Source organism: Mesorhizobium sp. M0166 (assembly GCF_040322255.1).
Taxonomy (GTDB): domain Bacteria; phylum Pseudomonadota; class Alphaproteobacteria; order Rhizobiales; family Rhizobiaceae; genus Mesorhizobium.
The window spans coordinates 24663-36886 of record NZ_JAMYTD010000054.1; the positions used below are offsets into that span (position 1 = coordinate 24663).

General features: G+C 62.2%; 24 protein-coding genes. All 24 read right to left on the reverse strand.

The annotated features are described in order from the left end of the window. Positions 1-192: 192 nt before the first annotated feature. The gene (locus NKJ46_RS31500) at positions 193-804 is read right to left on the reverse strand and encodes an adenylate kinase (RefSeq protein ID WP_352670791.1); all 612 of its coding nucleotides are present in this window, start codon (positions 802-804) and stop codon (positions 193-195) included. Then, positions 801-2141, reverse strand: a complete 1341-nt coding sequence (secY, locus tag NKJ46_RS31505; RefSeq protein ID WP_023675130.1) for a preprotein translocase subunit SecY — start codon at positions 2139-2141, stop codon at positions 801-803. The genes NKJ46_RS31500 and secY overlap by 4 nt, the downstream gene beginning before the upstream one ends. A gap of 191 nt (positions 2142-2332) precedes the next feature. Continuing rightward, positions 2333-2806, reverse strand: a complete 474-nt coding sequence (gene rplO, locus NKJ46_RS31510; protein ID WP_292660428.1) for a 50S ribosomal protein L15 — start codon at positions 2804-2806, stop codon at positions 2333-2335. A 22-nt stretch (positions 2807-2828) separates the two neighbouring features. Next, positions 2829-3026: a 50S ribosomal protein L30 gene (gene rpmD, locus NKJ46_RS31515; protein ID WP_006205449.1), complete on the reverse strand. Its 198-nt coding sequence runs from the start codon at positions 3024-3026 to the stop codon at positions 2829-2831. 25 nt (positions 3027-3051) lie between these two features. Beyond that, a complete protein-coding gene (gene rpsE / locus NKJ46_RS31520; RefSeq protein WP_006333394.1) occupies positions 3052-3615 on the reverse strand; it encodes a 30S ribosomal protein S5 in 564 nt (187 codons plus the stop codon). A gap of 83 nt (positions 3616-3698) precedes the next feature. Then, entirely contained in the window at positions 3699-4058 is a 360-nt protein-coding gene (rplR, locus tag NKJ46_RS31525) for a 50S ribosomal protein L18 (protein WP_023675132.1), read from the reverse strand. A gap of 85 nt (positions 4059-4143) precedes the next feature. Beyond that, positions 4144-4677, reverse strand: a complete 534-nt coding sequence (gene rplF / locus NKJ46_RS31530; protein ID WP_023675133.1) for a 50S ribosomal protein L6 — start codon at positions 4675-4677, stop codon at positions 4144-4146. 89 nt (positions 4678-4766) lie between these two features. Then, positions 4767-5165: a 30S ribosomal protein S8 gene (gene rpsH, locus NKJ46_RS31535; RefSeq protein ID WP_006205453.1), complete on the reverse strand. Its 399-nt coding sequence runs from the start codon at positions 5163-5165 to the stop codon at positions 4767-4769. A gap of 12 nt (positions 5166-5177) precedes the next feature. Continuing rightward, the gene (rpsN, locus tag NKJ46_RS31540; protein ID WP_023675134.1) at positions 5178-5483 is read right to left on the reverse strand and encodes a 30S ribosomal protein S14; all 306 of its coding nucleotides are present in this window, start codon (positions 5481-5483) and stop codon (positions 5178-5180) included. A gap of 27 nt (positions 5484-5510) precedes the next feature. Continuing rightward, positions 5511-6089, reverse strand: coding sequence for a 50S ribosomal protein L5 (gene rplE, locus NKJ46_RS31545; RefSeq protein WP_008875670.1), 579 nt, complete (start codon positions 6087-6089; stop codon positions 5511-5513). Beyond that, entirely contained in the window at positions 6082-6396 is a 315-nt protein-coding gene (gene rplX / locus NKJ46_RS31550) for a 50S ribosomal protein L24 (RefSeq protein ID WP_254817150.1), read from the reverse strand. Before rplX ends, rplE begins: the two co-directional genes overlap by 8 nt. 12 nt (positions 6397-6408) lie before the next feature. Beyond that, entirely contained in the window at positions 6409-6777 is a 369-nt protein-coding gene (rplN, locus tag NKJ46_RS31555) for a 50S ribosomal protein L14 (protein ID WP_006205457.1), read from the reverse strand. A gap of 82 nt (positions 6778-6859) precedes the next feature. Further along, positions 6860-7099, reverse strand: a complete 240-nt coding sequence (gene rpsQ, locus NKJ46_RS31560; protein ID WP_023675136.1) for a 30S ribosomal protein S17 — start codon at positions 7097-7099, stop codon at positions 6860-6862. A gap of 11 nt (positions 7100-7110) precedes the next feature. Next, on the reverse strand, positions 7111-7311 hold the full coding sequence (rpmC, locus tag NKJ46_RS31565; RefSeq protein WP_006205459.1) for a 50S ribosomal protein L29: 201 nt from the start codon (positions 7309-7311) through the stop codon (positions 7111-7113). Positions 7312-7324: 13 nt separating this feature from the next. Next, positions 7325-7738, reverse strand: a complete 414-nt coding sequence (gene rplP, locus NKJ46_RS31570; protein WP_006205460.1) for a 50S ribosomal protein L16 — start codon at positions 7736-7738, stop codon at positions 7325-7327. A 27-nt stretch (positions 7739-7765) separates the two neighbouring features. After that, positions 7766-8491: a 30S ribosomal protein S3 gene (gene rpsC / locus NKJ46_RS31575; RefSeq protein ID WP_023675137.1), complete on the reverse strand. Its 726-nt coding sequence runs from the start codon at positions 8489-8491 to the stop codon at positions 7766-7768. After that, on the reverse strand, positions 8491-8880 hold the full coding sequence (gene rplV, locus NKJ46_RS31580; protein WP_006205462.1) for a 50S ribosomal protein L22: 390 nt from the start codon (positions 8878-8880) through the stop codon (positions 8491-8493). Before rplV ends, rpsC begins: the two co-directional genes overlap by 1 nt. A gap of 2 nt (positions 8881-8882) precedes the next feature. Next, the gene (rpsS, locus tag NKJ46_RS31585) at positions 8883-9161 is read right to left on the reverse strand and encodes a 30S ribosomal protein S19 (RefSeq protein WP_006205463.1); all 279 of its coding nucleotides are present in this window, start codon (positions 9159-9161) and stop codon (positions 8883-8885) included. Positions 9162-9177: 16 nt separating this feature from the next. After that, positions 9178-10011: a 50S ribosomal protein L2 gene (rplB, locus tag NKJ46_RS31590; RefSeq protein ID WP_023675138.1), complete on the reverse strand. Its 834-nt coding sequence runs from the start codon at positions 10009-10011 to the stop codon at positions 9178-9180. Between the two features lie 22 nt (positions 10012-10033). Then, complete coding sequence (locus NKJ46_RS31595) at positions 10034-10327, reverse strand: 50S ribosomal protein L23 (RefSeq protein ID WP_006205465.1); 294 nt, start codon at positions 10325-10327, stop codon at positions 10034-10036. Next, complete coding sequence (gene rplD / locus NKJ46_RS31600; RefSeq protein ID WP_023675140.1) at positions 10324-10944, reverse strand: 50S ribosomal protein L4; 621 nt, start codon at positions 10942-10944, stop codon at positions 10324-10326. Before rplD ends, NKJ46_RS31595 begins: the two co-directional genes overlap by 4 nt. Continuing rightward, complete coding sequence (gene rplC / locus NKJ46_RS31605) at positions 10944-11672, reverse strand: 50S ribosomal protein L3 (protein WP_352469149.1); 729 nt, start codon at positions 11670-11672, stop codon at positions 10944-10946. Before rplC ends, rplD begins: the two co-directional genes overlap by 1 nt. Before the next feature lie 96 nt (positions 11673-11768). Continuing rightward, positions 11769-12077 (reverse strand): 30S ribosomal protein S10, encoded by a 309-nt coding sequence (rpsJ, locus tag NKJ46_RS31610; RefSeq protein WP_006205468.1) that lies wholly within the window; start codon positions 12075-12077, stop codon positions 11769-11771. A 63-nt stretch (positions 12078-12140) separates the two neighbouring features. Then, the coding region (locus NKJ46_RS31615; protein ID WP_455749504.1) for an EF-Tu C-terminal domain-related protein at positions 12141-12224 on the reverse strand (84 nt) is incomplete at its 5' end.

Sequence of the window (12224 nt, forward strand, 5' to 3'; positions counted from 1 at the left end):
CTCTTCTCCATATAGGCCGGGCGAGCCGGCGCTTCAAGTTGCCCCGCGTCCGGTGGAGGCCGGCCCTTGCGGGAGTTTCCAGTTCAAAGCGGCCTGCCTTGCCCTTGCGGACAAGCAAGCCTCATGCCTGATAGGAAGACGGGCCGCCATACCCCAGCGGACCGCTCCAGTCAAGCGCAATCGTTCGAGTCTCTAGCCGGCCGCCTGGCCAACTTTCCGGGTCGTCGCCCTGAGCACCGCCTCGATCTGCTGCGTCACCGCATCGATGTCGGCCATGCCATCGACGCCCCTGAGCTTGCCCTTGGCGTAGTAGTAGCCGATCAGCGGCGAGGTTTTCTTGTAATATTCCCTCAAGCGTTCTTCGAACACCGCTGGACTGTCGTCCTTGCGCACCGGCATGCCTGCGGCCTTGGCTTCTTCGGCGCGCTTGACGATTCGGCCAACCAGCGCCTTGTCGTCGACGACAAATTCGATGACCGCGTCTAGCTCCAGTCCGCGATCCGACAGCATTTCCTCAACGGCGTCCGCTTGCACCAGTGTTCGGGGATACCCGTCAAGGATGAAGCCGTTTGCACAATCAGCTTGATCGATACGCTCGGCAACGATGGCGTTGACGATAGCGTCGGACACCAGTTCGCCAGCGTCCATCACCGCCTTGGCGCGCTTGCCGACTTCGGTGCCGGCCTGGACAGCAGCGCGCAGCATGTCACCCGTGGAAAGCTGTGGGATGCCGTGTCGTTCTACCAGTCTTAGTGCTTGTGTCCCCTTGCCCGCCCCCGGCGGTCCAAGCAATATCAACCTCATCTGGCCTTTTTCCCCCCGCGCAGCTTCGACTTCTTGATCAGGCCCTCATACTGGTGCGCGATCAGGTGACCCTGAATCTGCGCCACCGTATCGAGCGTTACACTGACCACGATCAGGAGCGAAGTGCCACCAAGGTAGAACGGTACGCCAGTCGCTGAAATCAGGAACTCAGGCAGCAGACACACCAGCACCAGATAGATGGCGCCGACGACGGTGATGCGGGTGAGCACATAGTCGATATAATCCGCAGTGCGCTCGCCCGGACGGTAGCCCGGGATGAAGCCCGAATGCTTCTTGAGCTGGTCGGCGGTGTCCTTCGGATTGAAGACGATCGCTGTATAGAAGAAGGCGAAGAACACAATCATCGCCGCGTAGAAGGCCATATAGAGCGGCTGGCCGTGGCCGAGCGCCGCCAGGATAGTGCTGGCCCATGCAGGCATATTGGTGGTCTGCGAGAACCCGGCAACGGTCGCAGGCAGCAGCAGCAGCGACGAGGCGAAGATCGGCGGAATGACGCCGGAGGTGTTGAGCTTAAGCGGCAGATGCGAGGTATCGCCCTGGAACATGCGATTGCCGACCTGGCGCTTGGGATACTGGATCAGCAGGCGGCGCTGGGCGCGCTCGAAGAAGACGATCAGCGCAATGACGATGATGGCCAGCACGATGATTGCCAGGATCAGGCCGGTCGACAGGGCGCCGGTGCGGCCAAGCTCCAGCGTGCCAGAGATGGCGCGCGGCAGGCCGGCGACAATGCCGGAGAAGATGATCAGCGAAATGCCGTTGCCGATGCCGCGAGCGGTGATCTGCTCGCCAAGCCACATCAGGAACATGGTGCCGCCGACCAGCGTGACGACGGTAGAGATGCGGAAGAACATGCCGGGATCGTTGACGATGCCGTTGCCGCCCTCAAGCCCGACCGAAATGCCGTAGGCCTGAACCAGCGCCAGAAGCACGGTGCCGTAGCGCGTGTACTGGTTGATGATCTTGCGACCCTGCTCGCCTTCCTTCTTCAGCGCTTCCAGCGACGGAATGACTGAGGTCATCAGCTGCATGATGATGGAGGCCGAGATATAGGGCATGATGCCGAGGGCAAAGATCGCCATGCGCTGCACGGCGCCGCCGGCGAACATGTTGAACATGCCGAGCACGCCCTTGCTTTGCGACGAGAAGGCCTGGGCGAAAGCGTCGGGATTGATGCCGGGCAGCGGGATGTAGGTGCCAAGGCGGTAGACGAGCAGCGCGCCGATGGTGAACCAGATGCGCTTCTTCAGATCCTCGGCTTTGGCGAAGGCCGAAAAATTCAGATTCGAGGCTAGTTGTTCAGCAGCCGAAGCCATGCCTGATTCTCCGCTTGGTCACGCTCGATGCCCGCAGCTCAGGCGGCGCGTGTCACCGAAGCTCACGAGATAAGCTCCGGACTGCAAACATGCAAGCGGCCGCGTTGATGCGGCCGCCACATCTGTCGGATCAAAGCACGACCGAAGGCAAAACCGAATTCCACCTTTGCCGAACGTGCTTCAAATTGCCGTTACTCGGCGGCTGCCTTCTCAGGCAGCTTCACCGAACCGCCGGCCTTTTCGATCTTCTCGATCGCGGCCTTGGAGGCTCCGGCCACGTCGAAGGCAAGCTTGGCCTTGATGTCGCCGTCCGAAAGGATGCGCACGCCGTCCTTGACCCGACGGATGACGCCGGCCGCAACCAGCGCCTCGGCCGTCACAACAGTCTTAGCGTCGAGCTTCTTGGCATCAAGCGCCGCCTGGATGCGGGCCAGCGACACGACGGTGAAGCTCTTGGCGAAGATATTGTTGAAGCCGCGCTTCGGCAGGCGGCGGTAGAGCGGCATCTGGCCACCCTCGAAGCCGTTGACGGCGACGCCAGAGCGCGCCTTCTGGCCCTTGACGCCGCGACCGGCGGTCTTGCCCGAACCGGAACCGATGCCACGGCCGAGACGCTTCTTGGAATGCGTCGCGCCGTCCTTGTCACGCAGATCGTTGAGTTTCATCTGGGTTCTCCTGCGCTTTGGCTCAGCCCTCGTCCACGACGCGGACGAGATGCTGGACGGCAGCGATCATGCCGCGCACCGAGGGCGTATCCTCCAGCGTGCGCTGCTTGTGCATCTTGTTGAGGCCGAGGCCGACCAGCGTTGCGCGCTGCTCCTTCGGCCGGCGGATCGGCGAACCGATCTGCTCGACGGTGATGGTCTTGGTTGCTTTCTTGGCCATGGTCAGATCCCCTGGTCAGCGTCGACTATTCTTCAGCCGCAACGGCGGTGCCGCGGCGGGCCTGAAGGGTCGAATACTTGATGCCGCGCGCGGCAGCCACATCCTTCGGATGCATCTGGCTCTTCAGCGCGTCGAAAGTGGCGCGAACCATGTTGTAGGGGTTCGAAGAACCCATCGACTTGGCGACCACGTCATGCATGCCGAGCGTCTCGAAAACGGCGCGCATCGGGCCGCCGGCGATGATGCCGGTACCTTGCTTGGCAGCGCGCAGCAGAACACGTCCCGCGCCCCAGCGTCCCTCGACATCATGGTGCAGCGTGCGGCCCGAGCGCAGCGGCACGAAGATCATGTCGCGCTTGGCCGATTCGGTCGCCTTGCGGATCGCCTCCGGCACTTCGCGAGCCTTGCCGTGACCGAAGCCGACGCGGCCCTTCTGGTCGCCGACGACGACGAGTGCCGCAAAGCCGAAGCGCCGGCCGCCCTTGACGACCTTGGCTACACGGTTGATGTGGACGAGCTTGTCGACCATGCCGTCGTCGCGCTCTTCGCGATCACGGCCGCGGCCGCCATCCCTACGTTCCTGTGCCATATCCTGTTCCTTGTTTTTTTCCGGAAGCACGGTTGATGATGATATCCGGCGCCTCTGTGGGTCGCCGGGGGCGAATTTCGTTTTTAGAAGCTCAGACCACCTTCACGGGCAGCCTCGGCCAGCGCCTTGACGCGGCCGTGGTAGATGTAGGCGCCGCGGTCGAAGACGACTTCCTTGACGCCGGCCTTCGAGGCACGCTCGGCGATCAGCTTGCCGATGGCGGCTGCAGCCGCGGTGTCGGCGCCGGTCTTGAGCGAGCCCTTGAGCTCCTTCTCGAGCGTCGAAGCAGCCGCGATGGTGTGGCCCTTGGCGTCGTCGATCACCTGGACATAGATGTTCTTCGACGTGCGATGGACCGACAAGCGCGGACGATCGCCGGCAACCTTCTTGATCTGGCGGCGGACGCGCTGGGCGCGGCGTTGGGTGGATTCTTTCGAGCCCATGATATCAGTTCCTTGCCTTCAAAAAACGGGGGCAACCATATGCGGTAGGACGAGCCTCCCGCGGCCGCTCCCCGCGGCGTTAAGATTACTTCTTCTTGCCTTCCTTGCGGACGATCTTCTCGCCAGCATAGCGAACGCCCTTGCCCTTGTAGGGCTCGGGGCTGCGATACTCGCGGATCTCGGCGGCAACCTGGCCGACCTGCTGCTTGTCGATGCCGGTCACGGTGATTTCCGTCGGCTTCGGCACCGAAATCGTCACGCCCTGCGGCGTCTCGTAGACGACGTCGTGGCTGAAGCCGAGCGCCAGCTGCAGGTTCTTGCCCTGCATGGCGGCGCGATAGCCGACGCCGGTGATCTCGAGCTTCTTTTCGAAGCCGTCCTTGACGCCCTGCAGGATGTTGACGATCTGCGTGCGCGACATGCCCCATTTGGAGCGGGCGGTCTTGGTCTGGTCGCGCGGCTGGACAGCGATCTCGCTGCCTTCCATCTTGACCAGCACTTCGTCGTTCACCACGAACTTCAGCTCGCCCTTCGGACCCTTCGCCGTCACGGTCTGGCCGTTGACGGTCGCGGTCACGCCCTGCGGCAGCGAAACGGGTTTCTTTCCAATACGAGACATTTTGTTGTCCTCGTCACTTCTCTTGTTTCAGGTCTCGGCTTTCGGGATTTGATCCCGAAAACCTGTTTCCAAGCGGGTCAAATACCAGATCAGAAGATCTGGCAGAGGATTTCCCCGCCGACATTCTGTTCACGCGCTTCGTGGTCGGCCATCACGCCCTTCGGCGTCGAAAGGATGGCGATGCCGAGGCCGTTGGCGACGTGGGGTATCGACTTGGCCGAAACGTAGACGCGGCGGCCGGGCTTCGAGACCCGGGCGATTTCGCGCACCACCGGCGCACCGTCGAAATACTTCAGCTCGATCTCGATTTCGGACTTGCCGTTGTCGAAGTCGGTCTGGCTGTAGTCGCGGATATAGCCTTCGGCCTTCAGCACGTCGAGGACGCGGGTGCGCAGGCGCGAGGCCGGCGTCGAAACGCTCGACTTCTTACGGCCATACGCGTTGCGGATGCGGGTCAGCATATCGCCGAGAGGATCGCTCAATGACATGTTATGTCCTCCTTACCAGCTCGACTTGACCAGGCCCGGGATCTGGCCGTTATTGCCGAGATCACGAAGCGCGATACGCGATACTTTGAGCTTGCGATAATAGGCACGCGGACGTCCGGTGACTTCGCAGCGGTTGCGGATACGGGTCTTGGCCGAGTTGCGCGGCAGCGCCGAAAGCTTCAGCTGAGCGCGGAAGCGCTCTTCCATCGGCTTGGACTGATCCATGATGATCGCCTTGAGCACCTTGCGCTTGGCAGCGAACTGGTCCGCAAGCTTGCGGCGCCTGTTGTTCTTCTCGACTGAGCTGGTCTTTGCCATTTCAGATTTTTCCTTTTCTCGCTGCCGTTACTGGCGGAAGGGGAAGTTGAAGGCCTTGAGCAATGCCCTGGCTTCGTCGTCCGTCTTCGCAGTCGTACAAACGATGACGTCCATGCCCCAGATCTGATCAACCTTGTCGTAGTTGATCTCCGGAAACACGATGTGTTCCTTGATGCCCATGGCATAGTTGCCACGGCCATCGAAGCTTTTCGGATTAAGTCCGCGGAAGTCGCGGACGCGCGGCAGTGCGATGTTCACGAGACGATCGAGGAACTCGTACATGCGTTCCTTGCGCAGCGTAACCTTGGCGCCGATCGGCATCTTCTCGCGGACCTTGAAGCCGGCGATCGAGTTGCGGGCGCGGGTGACGACGGCCTTCTGGCCGGCGATCATTGCAAGGTCTTCCGCCGCGATCGAAGGCTTCTTCGAATCGCCGGTCGCCTCGCCGACGCCCATGTTCAGAACGATCTTGTCGATGCGCGGAACCTGCATCTCGTTCTCGTAGCCGAACTGCTCCTGCAGCGCCTTGCGAATGGTCTCGTTGTAGACCTGCTTGAGGCGCGGCGTGTTCTGGGCAGTTGCCTGCTTGGTTTGAGCCTTAGCCATTGATGACTTCTCCCGAGCGCTTGGCGACGCGCACCTTCTTGCCGTCCTTCTGGAAGATGAAGCCGACGCGGGTCGGCTTGCCATCCTTGGGGTCGGCCAGCGCGATGTTCGACAGCTGGATCGGCGCTTCCTTGGTGATGATCCCGCCCTCTTGGGACTGGGACTGCTTCTGGTGACGACGGATCAGGTTGACGCCGCGCACCAGCGCGGTGTCATCCTTCGGCTGCACCGAAAGGACTTCGCCCGAACGGCCCTTGTCCTTGCCGGCCAGCACGACGACCTTGTCGCCTTTTCTAATCTTTTGCATTGGTCCGGCTCCTTACAGCACTTCAGGCGCGAGCGAGATGATCTTCATGTGGTTCTTGGCGCGGAGTTCGCGCGGAACCGGTCCGAAGATACGCGTGCCGATCGGCTCTTTCTTGTTGTCGACGAGAACGGCTGCGTTCTTGTCGAAACGGATCACGCTGCCGTCCGGGCGGCGGATGTCCTTGGCCGTGCGAACCACGACCGCCTTCATCACATCGCCCTTCTTGACGCGGCCGCGCGGGATGGCTTCCTTGATCGACACCACGATGATGTCGCCCACGGAAGCGTATTTCCGCTTCGAGCCGCCCAGCACCTTGATGCACATGACACGACGGGCGCCGGAATTATCCGCGACGTCGAGGTTTGTTTGCATCTGAATCATGACTGGCCGCCTTCTTCTTTTCTAACGGGACGGGTTTCTCACCCCTCCCCGGTCTGTCCAAAATTCGTTTCGTTGGCCCTGATCAGGCCTGGTCCGAAGACACCACGACCCAGCGCTTGTCCTTGGAAATCGGCTTCGATTCCTGGATGAACACCTGATCGCCGACCTTGTGGGCGTTGTTCTCGTCGTGCGCCTTGTACTTCTTGGTCATGCGCACGGTCTTCTTCATCACGGGATGCGTGAAGCGCCGTTCGACCTTGACGACAACCGTCTTCTCGTTCTTGTCGCTGACGACGGTGCCCTGCAGAATGCGCTTTGGCATGGTTTTCGTCCTTAAGCCTTCTTGGCCGCGGACTTTTCCGCAGCGATGGTCTTGATACGCGCAATGTCCTTGCGGACCTGCCTCACGCGCGCGGTCTTCTCAAGCTGGCCGGTGGCCTTCTGGAAGCGCAGGTTGAACTGCTCCTTCTTCAGGCTGGCCAGGTCGTCGGTCAGCTGGTCCTGGGTCTTGGTCCGGATGTCTTCGGCTTTCATGATCAGCCCGTCCTTATTCTGCGATGCGCTGTACGAAGCGCGTCCTGACCGAGAGCTTGGCCGCGCCGAGACGCAGCGCCTCACGGGCGGTTTCCTCGTTGACGCCGTCGATCTCGAACATGATGCGGCCCGGCTTGACGCGTGCCGCCCAGTAGTCGACCGCGCCCTTGCCCTTACCCATGCGGACTTCGGTCGGCTTCGACGTCACCGGCACGTCCGGGAAGATACGGATCCACACGCGGCCGGCACGCTTCATCTCGCGGGTGATCGCGCGGCGGGCCGCCTCGATCTCACGCGCGGTGACGCGGTTCGGCTCAAGCGCCTTCAGCCCGAAACCACCGAAATCCAGGTTGGTGCCGCCCTTGGCGGTACCGTGGATGCGGCCCTTGAACTGCTTGCGGAACTTTGTGCGCTTTGGCTGCAGCATCGTTCTAACTCCAAATTCCTAAATGTCTTACGCGTTTTCGCGACGGCGACCGCGTTCGCGCTCACCACCACCGCCATGCGCATGATCGCCCTCGGTGGCGCGGCGCTCCGAAGCCATCGGGTCGTGCTCGAGGATCTCGCCCTTGAACACCCAGACTTTGACGCCGCAGATGCCGTAGGCCGTATTCGCCTCGGCCGTGCCGTAGTCGACGTCGGCACGCAGCGTATGCAGCGGCACGCGGCCTTCACGATACCATTCCATGCGCGCGATCTCGGCGCCGCCGAGACGGCCGGCGCAGTTGATGCGGATGCCTTCGGCGCCGAGGCGCATCGCCGACTGCACGGCGCGCTTCATGGCGCGGCGGAACGCGATGCGGCGCTCGAGCTGCTGGGCGATCGACTGGGCGACCAGGGTCGCGTCGATCTCCGGCTTGCGCACCTCGACGATGTTCAGATGCGTCTCGGACTTGGTCATCTCCATCAGCTTCTTGCGAAGCTTCTCGATGTCGGCGCCCTTCTTGCCGATGATCAGGCCCGGACGCGCCGCATGGATGGTGACGCGGCACTTCTTGTGCGGACGCTCGATCACGACCTTCGAGATCGCAGCCTGCTTGAGTTCCTTCTCAAGATATTTGCGGATCTTGATATCCTCGTGCAGCAGCTTGCCGTACTCGCCGGTGTTCGCGAACCAGCGCGAATCCCAGGTGCGGTTGATGCCGAGACGCAGACCGATCGGATTGACTTTCTGGCCCATTATGCGGCCTCCCCTTTTTCTTCGACTTCACGAACGACGATCGTGAGGTGCGAGAACGGCTTCTCGATACGGCTGGCGCGACCACGGCCACGGGCATGGAACCGCTTCATGACGATCGACTTGCCGACATAGGCTTCCGCCACAATCAGCGCATCGACGTCGAGGTCGTGGTTGTTTTCCGCGTTGGCGATCGCCGATTCCAGCGTCTTCTTGACCGTGCCGGAAATCCGCTTGGCCGAGAATTCGAGGTCGGAAAGCGCTGTCGCGACCTTCTTGCCGCGGATCAGCGCGGCAACCAGGTTCAGCTTCTGCGGGCTGATACGGATCGTGCGCAACACGGCGCGCGCTTCGTTGTCAGCAAGCCTGCGCGGAGCTTTGGCCTTGCCCATGATTATTTCCTCTTCGCCTTCTTATCCGCGCCGTGACCGTAATAGGTCCGGGTCGGAGCGAATTCACCGAACTTGTGACCGACCATGTCCTCGTTCACCGAGACGGGAACGTGCTTCTGGCCGTTGTAAACACCGAAGGTGAAGCCGACGAACTGCGGCAGGATGGTGGAGCGGCGGCTCCACATCTTGATCACCTCATTGCGACCACCTTCACGAACCTTGTCCACCTTCTTCAGAAGGTAGCCGTCGATGAAGGGGCCTTTCCAAATCGAACGAGTCACTTGGCGTTACCTCTTCTTAGCTCTTGCGCTGATGGCGCGAGCGCAGGATGAACTTGTCGGTCGCCTTGTTGGACCGCGTCTTCTTGCCCTTGGTCGGCTTACCCCAGGGCGAAACCGGATGGCGGCCACCCGAGGTGCGGCCTTCGCCGCCGCCATGTGGATGGTCGACCGGGTTCATGGTCACGCCGCGATTGTGCGGACGTTTGCCACGCCACACGGTGCGGCCTGCCTTGCCGTCATTGATGTTGCCGTGGTCCGGGTTGGACACGGCACCGACAGTGGCCATGCAGGAGCCGTGGACGACACGCTGCTCGCCCGAGTTGAGGCGCAGGATCGCCATGCCCTGGTCGCGACCGACGAGCTGGCCATAACCACCGGCCGAACGGGCGACCTGAGCGCCCTTGCCGGGCTTCAGCTCGATATTGTGGACGATCGTGCCGACCGGCATCGAGGCCAGCGGCATCGCGTTGCCCGGCTTCACGTCGACCGATTCACCGGCCACGATCTTGTCGCCGGGAGCCAGACGCTGCGGGGCGATGATGTAGGACAGCTCGCCATCGTCATACTTGATCAGCGCGATGAAGGCGGTGCGGTTCGGATCGTACTCGATACGCTCGACCGTGCCGACGACGTCGAACTTGCGGCGCTTGAAGTCGATGATACGGTAGGTGCGCTTGTGACCGCCGCCGATGAAGCGGGCCGTGATGCGGCCGTAATTGTTGCGGCCGCCCGACTTGGTCAGGCCTTCGGTCAGGCCCTTGACGGGCTTGCCCTTGTAGAGGCCCGAGCGGTCGACGATGACCAGCTGACGGGTGCTCGGCGTTACCGGGTTGAATTTTTTCAGTGCCATTGTTCTGTCCTCGCGACCTTGCTCAGAGACCCGTCGCGACGTCGATCGACTGGCCGTCGGCCAGCGTCACAACCGCCTTCTTGACGTCGCTCTGGCGGCCGATCGTGCCGCGGAAGCGCTTGATCTTGCCCTTGCGGACAAGCGTGTTCACGGCCATCACCTTGACGCCGAACAGCGCTTCGACGGCGGCCTTGATTTCCGGCTTCGACGCCTTCTTGGCGACATTGAAGACGACCTGGTTCTGCTCGGAAGCCATGGTCGACTTTTCGGTGATCGCCGGCGAGACGATCACGTCGTAGTGACGAAGGTCGGTCATTTGAAGCGCTCCTCGAGAGCCTCGACGGCGGCCTTCGAAAGGACCAGCGTGCCGCGGCGCAGAATGTCGTAGACGTTGATGCCCTGGATGGGCAGCACGTCGATGTTCGGGATGTTGGTCGCCGCCAGCTTGAAATTCTTGTCAAGCTCGGCGCCGCCGATCACCAGGGCGTTGCTCAGGCCCAGCGTCGCGAAATTCGCGATCAGTGCCTTGGTCTTGGCCTCGGTCAGCTTCAGCTCGTCGATGATGATGATCGACGCGCTCTTGGCCTTGGCCGAAAGCGCATGCTTGAGACCGAGCGCGCGCACCTTCTTCGGCAGATCGTGCTCGTGGCTGCGCACGACCGGGCCGTGGGCCTTGCCGCCGCCGCGGAACTGCGGAGCGCGAGCCGAATGGTGACGGGCGCGGCCGGTACCCTTCTGCTTGTACATCTTGGCGCCGGTGCGGGCGATTTCCGCGCGACCCTTGGCCTTGTGGGTGCCCTGCTGCTTCTTGGCAAGCTGCCAGCGCACGACGCGCTGCAGGATGTCCTCGCGCGGATCAAGGCCGAAAATCTCTTCGGAGAGCTTCAGCTTGCCGGCGTCCTTGCCGCCAAGCGTTGTAATCTTGAGGTCCATTATTCCGCTCCCTCTGTGGCCTGGGCCTCGTTCTTGGCGGCACCATCGGTCGCAACGGCGCGGATCGCGGCGGGCTTCGGCGCATTGGCCGGAAGCGCTACCTTGGCCGCGTCGCGGACCAGGATCCATGCACCCTTCGAACCCGGGACCGCACCGCGGATCAGGATCAGGCCGCGATCGGCGTCGGTCGAGACGACCTCGACATTCTGCGTGGTGACGCGGGTGTCACCCATGTGGCCGGCCATATGCTTGCCCTTGAACACCTTGCCCGGATCCTGGCGCTGGCCGGTCGAGCCGTGTGTACGGTGCGACACCGAGTTGCCGTGCGTCGCGCGGCCGCCACCCATGTGGTGCCGCTTGATGACGCCCTGGAAGCCCTTGCCGATCGTGGTTCCCGTCACATCGACCTTCTGGCCGACGACGAAATGCTCGACGGTGATCTCGGCGCCGACATCGATCATGTTGTCGGCGGAGACGCGGAACTCGGCAACCTTGGCCTTCGGCTCGACGGAAGCGGTCGCGAAATGGCCGCGCATCGCCTTCGACGTGTTCTTCACCTTGGCAAGGCCAACGCCGAGCTGGACGGCGGTATAGCCGTTCTTCTCCTGCGTGCGCTGCGCCACGACCTGGCAGTTCTCCATCTGGAGAACAGTGACGGGAACATGTTCCCCGGCATCGTTGTAGATGCGGGTCATTCCCACCTTCTTTGCAATCACACCTGAACGCATCGGTTCAATTCCTTTAGAGTTCCCTGTCGGGGCTGTCGCCCCTCCACGCCTCTTGTTCCTTCAGAGTTCCGGGTCGCCCCGCTGACCTCTGGTTCCTTAGAGCTTGATCTCGACGTCGACACCGGCGGCCAGGTCGAGCTTCATCAAAGCATCGACCGTCTGCGGGGTCGGGTCGACGATGTCGAGCAGACGCTTGTGCGTGCGCATCTCGAACTGCTCGCGGCTCTTCTTGTCGACGTGAGGCGACCGGTTGACCGTGAACTTTTCGATCCGCGTCGGCAGCGGAATGGGGCCGCGGACGTTGGCGCCGGTGCGCTTGGCGGTCGACACGATTTCCCGTGTCGAGGCGTCGAGCACCCGGTGATCAAACGCCTTCAGGCGGATGCGGATATTCTGTCCGTTCATGCGTCACTTCCTTGTTCTGGCGCGGCGCGGGCGGCGCCCGCGACAGATCGGTTTAAGTCCAAATTACTCTTTGATGGTGACGACGATGCCGGCACCGACGGTGCGGCCGCCTTCACGGATGGCGAAGCGCAGCTTCTCTTCCATGGC

Coding starts and splice junctions, on each gene's coding strand:
- rplV (WP_006205462.1), bottom strand. CDS start 8,880: ATGGGCAAGGCCAAAGCTCCGCGCAGGCTTGCTGACAACGAAGCGCGC.
- rplF (WP_023675133.1), bottom strand. CDS start 4,677: ATGTCTCGTATTGGAAAGAAACCCGTTTCGCTGCCGCAGGGCGTGACC.
- rplD (WP_023675140.1), bottom strand. CDS start 10,944: ATGGACCTCAAGATTACAACGCTTGGCGGCAAGGACGCCGGCAAGCTG.
- rplN (WP_006205457.1), bottom strand. CDS start 6,777: ATGATTCAGATGCAAACAAACCTCGACGTCGCGGATAATTCCGGCGCC.
- rpsC (WP_023675137.1), bottom strand. CDS start 8,491: ATGGGCCAGAAAGTCAATCCGATCGGTCTGCGTCTCGGCATCAACCGC.
- rpsN (WP_023675134.1), bottom strand. CDS start 5,483: ATGGCAAAGACCAGCTCAGTCGAGAAGAACAACAGGCGCCGCAAGCTT.
- rplR (WP_023675132.1), bottom strand. CDS start 4,058: ATGGGCTCGAAAGAATCCACCCAACGCCGCGCCCAGCGCGTCCGCCGC.
- NKJ46_RS31500 (WP_352670791.1), bottom strand. CDS start 804: ATGAGGTTGATATTGCTTGGACCGCCGGGGGCGGGCAAGGGGACACAA.
- rpsH (WP_006205453.1), bottom strand. CDS start 5,165: ATGTCATTGAGCGATCCTCTCGGCGATATGCTGACCCGCATCCGCAAC.
- rpsQ (WP_023675136.1), bottom strand. CDS start 7,099: ATGCCAAAGCGCATTCTGCAGGGCACCGTCGTCAGCGACAAGAACGAG.
- rplP (WP_006205460.1), bottom strand. CDS start 7,738: ATGCTGCAGCCAAAGCGCACAAAGTTCCGCAAGCAGTTCAAGGGCCGC.
- rpmD (WP_006205449.1), bottom strand. CDS start 3,026: ATGGCCAAGAAAGCAACCAAGACCATCACCGTCGAGCAGATCGGTTCG.
- secY (WP_023675130.1), bottom strand. CDS start 2,141: ATGGCTTCGGCTGCTGAACAACTAGCCTCGAATCTGAATTTTTCGGCC.
- rplB (WP_023675138.1), bottom strand. CDS start 10,011: ATGGCACTGAAAAAATTCAACCCGGTAACGCCGAGCACCCGTCAGCTG.
- rpmC (WP_006205459.1), bottom strand. CDS start 7,311: ATGAAAGCCGAAGACATCCGGACCAAGACCCAGGACCAGCTGACCGAC.
- rplE (WP_008875670.1), bottom strand. CDS start 6,089: ATGGCTAAGGCTCAAACCAAGCAGGCAACTGCCCAGAACACGCCGCGC.
- NKJ46_RS31595 (WP_006205465.1), bottom strand. CDS start 10,327: ATGACCGACCTTCGTCACTACGACGTGATCGTCTCGCCGGCGATCACC.
- rplX (WP_254817150.1), bottom strand. CDS start 6,396: ATGCAAAAGATTAGAAAAGGCGACAAGGTCGTCGTGCTGGCCGGCAAG.
- rplO (WP_292660428.1), bottom strand. CDS start 2,806: ATGAAACTCAACGATCTGCGTGACAAGGACGGCGCGACGCATTCCAAG.
- rplC (WP_352469149.1), bottom strand. CDS start 11,672: ATGCGTTCAGGTGTGATTGCAAAGAAGGTGGGAATGACCCGCATCTAC.
- rpsJ (WP_006205468.1), bottom strand. CDS start 12,077: ATGAACGGACAGAATATCCGCATCCGCCTGAAGGCGTTTGATCACCGG.
- rpsE (WP_006333394.1), bottom strand. CDS start 3,615: ATGGCACAGGAACGTAGGGATGGCGGCCGCGGCCGTGATCGCGAAGAG.